Here is a 12,488-nt window from a genome sequence, read left to right as displayed (position 1 = left end):
CAATGAACTAATTCGTCCGGACTTTATCACTACTTTACTTGATATTTAGTAATTCCTGCCACTTGAATGAAGTAGGTCCACAGCTTACTTTTACTCCTTCTAATTGTTTATTCAATCTGTCAATAACAATTTTGGCATCTTCTCTGCTCAAATAAGTTCCTGCAAGCACATTCAGTTCCGTTTTAAGTTTTTGGATGACTGTTGCAGTGCGCAGGGCAGATAAGTAATCATTTCCACTTAAATGATATTTGTTCAGTTCGTTTTGAATGGATTCGTTCGCTGCTTTTAAATTGGTCTTCACCGGATCGGTAAAGGTGTTGATTTCCAGTAAAATTCCGCGATTTAAAAAGATATTAACCTGAGTTGAGCGTAAACGCAGGTTGGAAGAGTCCATTTTAGATCTTAATCGTTCTTCGTCTGTTCCGCCCTGGTATGAATTCCATTCCGTTCTATCGGCAGATCTTACGACGCTGGTGCCGTTCCATTTTCCAACTCCCTGTCCGCGGCTGATGACTTCGAACGGGAGCTTTTTGTCTAAAAGGGCCTCAAAGAACTGCCGTATCGAAACGCTGTCGGATGCGTGGAATAGGGGATTATCCAGGTTCCATTTATTGGATTCGAACTGGTCTAACAAATTCAACTGGACACGTGCATCGAATCCCGGTTTTGAATCCGCCAGGTTTACATGAAGCATCACTTCGTCAGCATTGTCAGAAAGCGGTCCGTCAGGGATTGCAATCAAACGTACTTCGAAAGGTGTCTTTAAGGTATCGGCCTTAAAAGTGAATTCCTGCGTATACAAATCGAAAGTGGAAGAATCGGAGAAGGTGTAGAGTCCATCTTTTTCGGTAAAATCAACCCAATGATAGCCCATTGCGGATTTATAGTTGTCCAATCGTCTTTGGTAAATAGCCAATAAGTCGATTGCAGCTTTCTTTTCGATTTCCAGTTCGGCAATTATTTTTTTGTAACGTTCATATTCTCCATAAAGGTAAATGATTCCTTCCTGTTCTTTCTTGCGTGCTTTTTTATCCGAATCTGTCTTCGGTTGTGCATTGAATTCTCCGCCGGTTGTTTTCTTCAGGGCTTTTTTCTTGGCTCTTTTCACAGAACCCGGAACCCGTGAACTCGTTGTAATTGTTCCTTGGGTCATGTTGGAGTATTTGTGCTCGTCCTCGTTGATTTTTTTCTCGGTTTCGTCTTTTTTCCTTTTTGCAGTCTCGATTTCGTAATCGTATCCTTTTTTACCGTAGATTTTATCCCAAAGTTTGGCAATCTTATCTTTTTCCAGTTCATTAATGACCGCTTGAAAAGTCTTTCCGTTGCTGTAGGTGGAATCCGGGGAAAGAAAACGCGTATCGTTTGAACCGAATAAGTGATATGACAGGCCGTTTCGTTCAATGACCACGGTTGTTTGTTTTTTTGAATTGTATCCCCATACATCAAAATGAAGCTGTGTCAACTTGTTTTCTCCAACAGTTTCAAAATCGATTACAGGCATGCGAACCGGTTCCAATGCTGTTTTATTTCTTTTGGAAGGGTCAATGATCTTGGCTTCGTAAGGAAATAATCCGATCGCTTTCGGAAGTCCTTTATTCCATCTACCGTTCTCATCTTTTTCCCGTTCATTCAGGAGGCCCGAAGTTTCCGAACCATCTCCTGCGGCGATGAGGATATTTTTGAAAGTCGTTGCTGTTCCTCCTAGTTGTAAAAAAATCCCATAAGCTCTTTTTTCCACATACGCATTGGTTGCATAATTCATTGCTTCAAGCGTTACCAACTGGTCTTCCACCGAAAGGAAATGGAAAGTGGCCAGCATGGCTGCTTTGTCGTCAAAACTCAGACTTGGATTGAGGACAGCAAGAATTTTCTTTTGAATTTCGGTATTTCCATTTTCTGATTTCAGGGCAGAGGCAGGAAGTTTTGATTTCAGAAGTGTTTCAAATTGATTGTATTGTGTTCTGTAGCGTTCCAAATCGTTTTCCGATTGACGGGATGCCAGTAAAACCTTATTCAGTTCCCACAAGGCCATTTTGTTTGCTGCTTCAGCTATGATCCCTTTCGGGGACTTTTCAATTTCTCCTTTCCGGATGAAAAGTGCATTCGGATTATTGATGATGTAACTCTCAATAGAATCGTAGTTCAACTCTTTGTTCATTAAACGGACAAGTGGTCCCGAATATTCGAAGTATCGTCCGATGCTGTTATCGAGAATGGGACTTTTCTTGACGATATGGAAAAGGTATGCGCGATCTTCTGCTGTCAGGTCATTTGTTCCCTGACTAAAGGATGTAAGGCATACCAATGAGATTAAAAGCGTGTAAACGTATTTCATGCGTTTGATTCTGGAATTCAAATATCTTTAATAATTGGTTCCACTGAAATACGTAACAAAAATAGTTGTTAACAAAAATCCCGGCGTTCGTGGTGTGAAGCCGGGATTTCCGTTTTTTTAATGGTTAATGATCAAAGGAATCCGTTCCTGGATTTCCTGATCACTGTTAATTTCGATATAATAAACCCCGTTTGACCAGGCATTCAAATCAAATTCAAGGGTAAAGATTCCCGGATAAGATTCATTGAAGACCATTTTTCCCTGGGCATCATAGATGATGATATGATCCATCGGAGTTCCGCTGGAAAGAACCTGGAATTGCCCGTTATTCGGATTCGGGAATAGCGAGAAATAAGATTTCTCTTTTTCATCAATCCCTGCACAGTCGTTCACTTCAATAGTTGTTTGAGCAAAAGAAGAACAATCGTTCACATCCACGTATGTATAGGTTACAATTGAAGACCCGACACCCGCTGAAGCAGGGTAGAAGATATTGGTAGTGATTCCCGTTCCGGTGTAAGTACCTCCTGCAGGCAAACCATTTGACATGGTGAATGGTGAAGCGTAAGAACACAACGGATTAAACGGATTAATTGTCACTACAGGATTTTCATTTACAACTACCGGAACCACTGTTGAAGAAGCGGTACAACCGTAAACGTTTTGAACGGTCACCCAATAGTTTCCTGAAGCTGTTACCTCCAATACTTGTCCGATATAACCGGTTGACCAGGTATTTGTTCCACTTCCCGAAGTAAACAGGAATAATTCTTCACCTTCACAAATAGTTGTTGGTCCGCTTGGGGTAATAACCGGTGCGGCCGGTGATGGATTTACATTCACAACGACAGGAGCAGAAGGCTGTGAAGGACAACCTGTTTGGTTTCCAACCACCCAATAGGAACCGGATGTAGTCACTGCAATTGATTGTGTCGTCGCACCGGTCGACCAGGTACTGTTCGGATCAGAAGAAGTCAATGTAACACTTGAGCCATCACAAATCGTTGTTGATCCGGAGGCAGATATAGTTGGGATCGAGGATACCGGAATAACTGTGACGTTCATCGGAGCACTTGTGGTGGAACATCCGTTTGCATTGGTATATGTTACCGTGTAAGCCCCACTCGTTGTTGCATTGATATTCTGAGTAACTCCTCCTGTTGACCAAGTATTTCCACTCGTATAAGAAGAGGTCAAAGTCACAAAAGATCCCTGGCAGATCGTTGTTGCCCCGCCGGCAGAAATGGAAGGAGCTGGAGGATTCGAGAAGACGTTCACCACTACCGGAGCGGAAGAAGAGGACGCACATCCGTTTCCATCAATATAGATCACACTGTAAACACCGGCTGTTGTGACGGTGATGCTTTGTGTCATTGCCGCTGTAGACCACGAGTTTCCGGTTGCCTGTGAAGACGTTAGGATAACTGATCCTCCTGTACAGAATGAAGTTGGTCCGCTGGCAGTAATAACAGGTGCTGCAGGAATGGAATTCACAGTGATGGTTACAGGAGCCGAGGTAGGAGAAACACATCCGTTTGCATCTGTATGGGTAACAGTGTATGTTCCGTTACTGCTTATCGTGATTGAGTTTGCAGTTGATCCGCTTGACCACAAGTTATTCGAGCTATAGGACGAAGTAAGCACCACAGAACCTCCCGAACAGAAAGTAGTTGGTCCGTTTGCACTGATAACCGGTGCAGCCGGAAGCGGATTCACCGTTACAACAGTTGTAGGAGAAGCCGGAGAAGTACATCCGTTACCATCTGTTACGGTTACATAATAGGAACCGGCCGTAGAAACGGTAATTGATTGTGTTGTAGCACCGGTTGACCAAACATTGCCACCAGTTGATGAGGACGTTAATGTAACGGAAGAACCGGCACAAATGGATTCGGTTGTTCCCGTAACAATAGTTGGGGCAGGTGGTAATGGATTGACCGTTACTGTTTTCGGTGCAGAAGTTCCTGAGCTACATCCGTTCGTAATTACCTGTACCAGGAATGTTCCGGAAGAACTTACCGTAATAGACTGTGTTGTCGCTCCGTTAGACCAGAAGTTATTCGTGGCAGAAGATGAGGTCAATGTAACCGATCCTCCTGCACAGAAGGTTGTTGGTCCGCTGGCAGTAATCGTTGGAACAGACGGAATGGTGTTTACGATGACGTTAACGGGAGCCGAAGCCGGAGATGTACAACCCAATAAGGTCTGGGTAACTGTGTATGAACCACTGGCAGTTACCGTAATGGATTGCGTTGTTTCTGTTGTGGACCAGGTATTTCCAGAACTGGCAGAAGAAGTTAAAACAACGGAACTACCGGCACAAAATGTAGTTGGGCCTCCTGCCGTTACACTTGGTGCAGCCGGAATAGGATTCACTGTAATTGTTTGACTTGCGTTCGGGCTTGTACATCCCAATACAGTTAAATTAACGGTGTAAGTTCCACTGGAAGAAACTGTGATTGATTGAGTTGTAGCTCCAGTGGACCACATATTTCCGGTACTTGACGAAGAGGTCAATACAACGGATCCTCCGGTACAGAAAGTGGTCGGCCCACCTGCAGTAATAGTTGGAGCAACAGGAATCGGATTCACCGTAACACTAATGACATTCGAAGAAGCTGAAGAACACGGTCCGTCAATAATCGTTACGGAGTAAGAACCGGAAGCTGTTACCGTAATAGATTGAGTTGTTTCCCCTGTTGACCACAAATAAGCTGTTCCTGCTGTTGAAGTTAATACAACTGAACCACCTGTACAGAAAGTAGTTGGACCACCCGCTGTAATCGTTGGAGTTGCAGGAGTAGGGTTGACTAAGATGTCTGTTTGAATAGAAGAGCCGGAAGAGCATCCTAGCAAGATTTGCTCAACTGTATAAGAACCTGAAGTCGATACCGTAATTGACTGGGTAGTTTCCCCTGTAGACCACACATTTCCGGTTGAAGCAGAAGAAGTCAGCACAACAGCGTTACCTGAACAGAATGTAGTTGGTCCTCCGGCTGTAATGGACGGAACCGGTGGAATCGGGTTAACGGTTACTATCGTTGGAGACCCAGATGAAGTGGTACAACCGAAACCATTGGTAACATCAACAGAATAAGATCCTGAGACGGTTACTGTAATCGATTGGGTAGTTTCGCCTGTAGACCACATATTTCCGGTTGAAGCAGAAGAAGTCAAGACTACTGATCCTCCGTCACAGAACGTTGTCGAACTTGCAGGAGTAATTGTCGGAACCGAAGGATTCGGATTTACAGTGATTGTTTCACTGGCAGATGGTCCGGAAGAACATCCGGCTTGGATTTCTTCTACGGTATATGAGCCGCTTGTGGTAACGGTAATAGACTGCGTTGTCTCTCCCGTTGACCAAAGGTTTCCGCTGGCAGCAGAAGAAGTCAGTACCACTGAACCACCGTCACAGAAAGTAGTTGACCCACCGGCTGTAATAGTTGGAATTGCAGGGATTGGGTTCACAGTAATACTTGTTGGGATCGAAGAACTCGAACAGCCAAATCCGTTTGTTTCAGTTACGGAATAAGAACCCGGAGCAGTTACTGTAATCGATTGTGTTGTTTCGCTTGTTGACCAGGTATTACCGCTTAAAGCAGAAGAGGTCAATATAACAGAACTGCCATCACAGAATGTCGTTGGGCCACCAGCTGTTATAATTGGTATGGGCGGGTTCGGATTCACAGTCACATTCGTTGTTGCAGACGAAGTCGTACAACCAAAACCATTGGTTACATCCACAGAGTAAGAGCCTGATGTTGTCACTGTAATGGACTGTGTTGTTTCTCCTGTCGACCACAGATTCCCACTTGCAGAAGAAGAGGTTAGGACCACAGATCCACCGTCACAGAATGTTGTTGGACCACTCGCTGTAATAACAGGTATTGAAGGATTTGGATTTACAGTAATGTTTGTTGCAGCACTGGCATCACTTTGACACCCGTTTACATCCGTTATTTGAACCGAATATGCCCCCGCAGTCGTTACATCGATAGAAGGAGTTGTTTCTCCTGTTGACCATAAATAAGATGCTCCGGCACTGGAAGTCAATGTCACGGATCCACCTGCGCAAAATGTTGTTGGTCCTCCGGCAGTGATCACTGGAGCAGCTGGGAGTGGGTTTACAGTTACAGTAACCGGTGCACTTGGGTTACTTTGACACCCGGAGAAATTCAGTCTTTGTACAGTAAATGTACCGGAAGTATCCACGTTAATTGATTGGGTGGTTACACCATTTGACCATAGGAAGAAGAATCCTGTAGAACAAGTCAGTGTAACCGAACCGCCTTCACAGAAGGTTGTTGGTCCGCTGGTTAAAATGGATGGGGTAGCAACTGTAACATTTACTGTAACAGTTGTAGGAGCGCTAGGATTGCTTAAACATCCTGCAGCATTCGTTACCTGTACAGTATAAGATCCGGAAGTTCCGACAGTAATAGACTGAGTTGTTTCACCCGTTGACCATAAGTATGAAGTTCCTGTACTGGAGGTCAATGTAACAGTGTGCCCCATACAAATATTTGTAGACCCACCGGCAGTGATTGTCGGAGTTGCCGGTAATGCATTCACCGTAACCACTGTTGGGGCACTTGCCGTACTTTGACATCCTGCCGCATTGGTCACTTGCACGGTATAGGAACCTGCGGTTGTCACATTGATAGACGGAGTGGTAGCTCCGGTCGACCATAAGTAAGAATTTCCGGCACTGGAAGTAAGGGTAACAGATCCGCCAGCACAGAAGGTCGTCGGACCGCCTGGAGTGATTGTCGGAGCGGCAGGCAATGCATTCACTGTAACCACTGTTGGGGCACTTGCCGTACTTTGACATCCTGCCGCATTAGTCACTTGAACTGTGTATGAACCTGAAGTAGTGACGTTGATAGACGGAGTGATAGCTCCGGTCGACCACAAGTAAGAATTTCCGGCACTGGAAGTAAGGGTAACAGATCCGCCAGCACAGAAGGTAGTTGAACCGCCAGGAGTGATTGTCGGAGCGGCAGGCAATGCATTCACTGTAACCACTGTTGGGGCACTTGCCGTACTTTGACATCCTGCTGCATTGGTCACTTGTACGGTATACGAACCTGAAGTAGTCACGTTGATAGACGGAGTGGTAGCTCCGGTCGACCACAAGTAAGAATTTCCGGCACTGGAAGTAAGTGTTACTGATCCGCCTGAACAGAAGGTCGTTGAACCGCCTGGAGTGATGGTTGGAGCACTTGGAGCGGTATTCACCGTAACCACTGTTGGGGCACTTGCTGTACTTTGACATCCTGCCGCATTAGTCACTTGAACTGTGTATGAACCTGAAGTAGTCACATTGATAGACGGAGTGGTAGCTCCGGTCGACCATAAGTAAGAATTTCCGGCACTGGAAGTGAGGGTAACCGATCCACCAGCACAGAAGGTAGTCGGACCGCCTGGAGTGATTGTCGGAGCGACAGGCAATGCATTCACTGTAACCACTGTTGGAGCACTTGCCGTACTTTGACATCCTGCCGCATTAGTGACTTGAACTGTATATGAACCTGAAGTAGTGACGTTGATAGACGGAGTGGTAGCTCCGGTTGACCACAAGTAAGAATTTCCGGCACTGGAAGTGAGGGTAACAGATCCGCCTGAACAGAAGGTAGTTGAACCGCCTGGAGTGATTGTCGGAGCGGCAGGCAATGCATTCACTGTAACCACTGTTGGGGCACTTGTCGTACTTTGACATCCTGCTGCATCAGTCACTTGAACTGTATATGAACCTGCGGTTGTCACATTGATAGACGGAGTGGTAGCTCCGGTTGACCACAAGTAAGAGTTTCCGGCACTGGAAGTAAGTGTTACTGATCCGCCTGCACAAATAGCAGTTGAACCGCCTGGGGTGATGGTTGGAGCACTTGGAGCGGTATTCACCGTAACCACTGTTGGAGTACTTGCCGTACTTTGACATCCTGCCGCATTGGTCACTTGCACGGTATACGAACCTGAAGTAGTCACATTGATAGACGGAGTGGTGGCTCCGGTCGACCATAAGTAAGAATTTCCGGCACTGGAAGTAAGGGTAACAGATCCGCCAGCACAGAAGGTCGTCGGACCGCCTGGAGTGATTGTCGGAGCGGCAGGCAATGCATTCACTGTAACCACTGTTGGGGCACTTGCCGTACTTTGACATCCTGCCGCATTAGTCACTTGAACTGTGTATGAACCTGAAGTAGTCACATTGATAGACGGAGTGATAGCTCCGGTCGACCACAAGTAAGAATTTCCGGCACTGGAAGTAAGGGTAACAGATCCGCCAGCACAGAAGGTAGTTGAACCGCCAGGAGTGATTGTCGGAGCGGCAGGCAATGCATTCACTGTAACCACTGTTGGGACACTTGCCGTACTTTGACATCCTGCTGCATTGGTCACTTGTACGGTATACGAACCTGAAGTAGTCACGTTGATAGACGGAGTGGTAGCTCCGGTCGACCACAAGTAAGAATTTCCGGCACTGGAAGTAAGTGTTACTGATCCGCCTGAACAGAAGGTCGTTGAACCGCCTGGAGTGATGGTTGGAGCACTTGGAGCGGTATTCACCGTAATCACTGTTGGAGTACTTGCCGTACTTTGACATCCTGCCGCATTGGTCACTTGCACGGTATAGGAACCTGCGGTTGTCACATTGATAGACGGAGTGGTAGCTCCGGTCGACCACAAGTAAGAATTTCCGGCACTGGAAGTGAGAGTAACAGATCCGCCTGCACAGAAGGTCGTCGGACCGCCTGGAGTGATTGTCGGAGCGGCAGGCAATGCATTCACAGTAACCACTGTTGGGGCACTTGCCGTACTTTGACATCCTGCCGCATTAGTCACTTGAACTGTGTATGAACCTGAAGTAGTCACGTTGATAGACGGAGTGGTAGCTCCGGTTGACCACAAGTAAGAATTTCCGGCACTGGAAGTGAGAGTAACAGATCCGCCTGCACAGAAGGTCGTCGGACCGCCTGGAGTGATTGTAGGAGCAGCAGGAGCTGAGCCGTTTGTAACGGTAACAGCCGTTGAATTTGCTGAAGTACAGGATCCGTTATCCAAATGAACAAAATAAGACCCCGCAGTATTAACTGTAATGGATTGCGTAGTTGCACCGGTGGACCATACGTTGTTGGTTGCAGAAGACGAAGTGAGTGTGACAGTTCCGCTCGGGCAAAGTGTTACCGGTCCTGCCGGTGAAATGGTCGGGGTACTTAATGATGCAGCAACTGTTACCGTAATTGTATTTGATGTTAAAGTAGGGCAACCTCCAACATTATTTTGAACCGAATAATTTCCGGAAGTTGTTACTGTAATAGACGGCGTAGTTGCTCCATTCGACCACAAAATATTTGTTGTAACGCTGGATGTTAGAACCACAGATCCTCCTGTACAGAAAGTGGTTGGTCCGCCTGCGGTGATTATCGGAGTTTCACTTGCAGTTACCGTAATTCCACTTGATTGCGGAGAAGTACATCCACCACTTGTATAAGTAACGGTATAAATTCCGGCAGTTGTTGCTGTATAATTTTGGTTGGTAGCCCCTGTAATAAGCACACCGTCTTTGTACCATTGATTTCCTGTTGTCTGGGAAGAAGTTAATACCACGTTTCCTCCGCTACAAAAGGTGGTTGATCCGCCTGGAGTAATCGTAGGTGCTGTTGGGCCAGGAGTAACCGTAACAGTAATCGTATCTGATTTCGCCTGACACCAATCACTCCATGAAGAAGAGGTCACTACATAATATGGTCCGGTTGCAGTAGCGGAAATCGCTTGTGTGGTTTCATTGTTCGGATCCCATTCATACCAATAGGTGGCTGGAGTGGAATTCAGTGTAACAGAGTTTCCGCTGCAAAAAGTAGTTGGTCCGCCCGCAGTGATTACAGGTGTCGTATTTAAATGTAAGGTAAAACTGTTCGAAGCCTTATTTGGAACGACTGCATCGACTCTTCCATCGTTGTTGAAATCTGCTGCGGCTAAACCGGCTCCATCTAATTCTGATGCAAATCCGACAGTAGGGGGAGTTAGTACATAACCGGAATTTGTTCCGAAAGCAGTAGCCACACTTGCAACCAATGTACCTACAACGGTTGGTGTGCTATTGTTATAAACTGCCAGGACGTCTAATTTGCCATCGTTGTTAACGTCTACGATTTTAAGCCCTACAACCGCACCGGATCCGAGTGCATTATTGATAATGGTTGTTTCGTTTGTAGAAGCTGAGCCGGTTGTAGCAGCTGGATTAAAGATTTTTCCGACCACTCCGCTTCTTCCGACGATCAGATCACTTAAGCCGTTTCCGTCCAAATCAGCTGCTTCCAAACACGTAACAAGGTTGTAATATGCATTGGCGACCCCAATATTCCCACCGGATATAAAGGTACCTGTACCACTTCCTTTGAATCGTAAAAGAAGGGAACTACTCGCCGCATTGTGACCAATAATGATATCGTTTATACCATCCAGATCGTAGTCCATGATGGCTATGGCATATGGGGTTGTATTGGTGGTATTGTTTACGGCAGAATTAAAGGACGTCGCGCTGCTTGCAGTTAAGACTGAAAAATTGGCACTTCCTGAATTTGTGACAACGATATCTGCTAAAGCATCTCCGTTCAGGTTTCCGATCTTGGCTTGTACAGGAGTTGTTCCTACCGAATAATTTGTTCCCGCAGAAAACGTACCGCTACCGGTTCCATAAAATACGCTAATGTTGTTACTTCCGTTATTTACGACCACAAGATCCATCGAACCTGAATTGTCCAGATCTGCACCGGTTATATAAACAGGTGTGGTTCCTGTTGTTAAAGTAGCGCCTGCAGTGAAGTTTCCTGCACCATTCCCCAGATAAATCTGAGCGGTACCTGACCCTGAATAAGTTAATGCAACATCCTGATTTCCGTCATTATTAAAATCTCCGGCGAAAGAAGAACTTGGACTCGCTCCAACATCAAACAGGTTGGTTTGTAAATAATTATTGGTGGAATTACCTATAAATGAATTAATATAAGTTCCATTATTCTGTGCAGAGACAATGTCAGGATAACTGTCCGAATTGAAATGTCCAATGACCAATGCTTTTGGATTTCCGGCAGCTTGTGTCGTTTGATATAAACTTAAAGCACCGCCGCTACTGCCATAAAAAATGGATATTGTACTCGCACTGAAGTTTGCAACGACAATGTCTTTGAAGCCGTCCTGGTTGATATCAAAATTATCGATTCCATCAGGTCCTGATTCTGTGGCATATACTATTGCTGATGACAGTACTCCTGAACCGTTGTTTTTTAATACGGAAATATTGTTACTGGTTTTATTCGTAGTGATTACATCATTGTCACCGTCGTTATCGATATCGCATAGTGTCAGATCGGTTCCACCGGAACCAGACGAGGAAATAGCGGTGCCGGAGAAAAAGTTACCTAAACTCCCGTTGTTATTTTTGGAAATATGAACGGTACTGATGCTCGTATAAGAAACAACATCCAGGTGGTTGTCGCCATCCATATCGGCGACCTCCATATTAACGATGGGATTCGAGATTGTAAATGCTGCAGAACCAAATAAGGTTGGATTACCTAATGTTCCTGTGAATAAAGTAAATTGAGAGCTTGGTGGACCCGTGGCGCCCACAATATCCATTGCACCATCTTCATTAAAGTCCCCGACAGCAATGTATTTTACATTTGTAAAAGTGAGGGTCGTTATACTGTCAAAAACCCCATTTCCCTGGCCGTGATAGATATAAATTCCGGTTTGATTGGTTAAGGCGATATCCAGTTTTCCGTCATTGTTGAAATCCGCACTTCGGATATCCTGGGGCAGATTACCAGAATTTCCAAATGAAACCGCAGCCGCGAATTTCCCGTCACCCAGTCCTTTTAGAAAGGAAAACCGTTTACTTGTTCCGCTTATGTAGTTACTCAGAACAACGTCGAGAATTCCGTCACTGTCAAAATCACCTTTGACAATACCGCGGCTTCCTGAATAGGGTTTGTTAAATGAAATGTCATTTCTTGAACTGAAACAGGCGTTGGAGATCTGAGACCAATTCGTAAGAGCTATCATGGAGAATGATAGGAAAATAAGTAGTTTTTTCATATACATTTAGTCAAGGTAACAGGAAGTGTATTAGTTTCTACCAGCC

Annotated in this window: 2 protein-coding genes; both read right to left on the bottom strand. The window is 45.4% G+C overall.

Annotated features, from left to right (window positions below):
• Nucleotides 1-34: 34 nt before the first annotated feature.
• Nucleotides 35-2,335 (bottom strand): hypothetical protein, encoded by a 2,301-nt coding sequence (locus FO442_RS10920; RefSeq protein ID WP_144333227.1) that lies wholly within the window; start codon nucleotides 2,333-2,335, stop codon nucleotides 35-37.
• A 117-nt stretch (nucleotides 2,336-2,452) separates the two neighbouring features.
• A complete protein-coding gene (locus tag FO442_RS10915) occupies nucleotides 2,453-12,442 on the bottom strand; it encodes an FG-GAP-like repeat-containing protein (RefSeq protein ID WP_186280062.1) in 9,990 nt (3,329 codons plus the stop codon).
• Between the last annotated feature and the right edge of the window lie 46 nt (nucleotides 12,443-12,488).

The organism is Fluviicola chungangensis (assembly GCF_007558725.1).
Lineage (GTDB): Bacteria > Bacteroidota > Bacteroidia > Flavobacteriales_D > Crocinitomicaceae > Fluviicola > Fluviicola chungangensis.
Note: the sequence above shows the minus strand (reverse complement) of the source record. Positions and strands in the feature narration are given on the sequence as shown.